Origin of the sequence: Sedimentibacter sp. B4, from assembly GCF_000309315.1 — a bacterium.
GTDB lineage: Bacteria > Bacillota > Clostridia > Tissierellales > Sedimentibacteraceae > Sedimentibacter > Sedimentibacter saalensis.
Map to the genome: position 1 here is coordinate 1 of NZ_CANG01000242.1, position 238 is coordinate 238.

General features: G+C 71.0%; 1 pseudogene. It reads left to right on the forward strand.

Annotated elements, in window-relative coordinates:
• A pseudogene (locus tag BN358_RS26265) lies at nt 1-238 on the forward strand (two-component sensor histidine kinase); the annotation flags it as partial.

Below are 238 nucleotides of genomic sequence, written 5' to 3' on the forward strand. Positions count from 1 at the left end.
TACGGGCGGCTGCTGATTGGCGAGGTGGTCGTCGGCCTCGTCCTCCTCGCCACGGTCGCCGCCGTGATGGGCGGCGTCGCGCCCGGGCTGTTCGACTACTACCTGGTGGAGAACGGCCCGCTGGACAGCTCCGACGACCTCTACCACGCGGAGATCGCCTTCCGGTCCGCCATGTGGATCTCGCTCCTGGTGGCGGTGGTGGTTGCCGCGGCGGTGGCGGTGGCGATCGCGCTGGCGA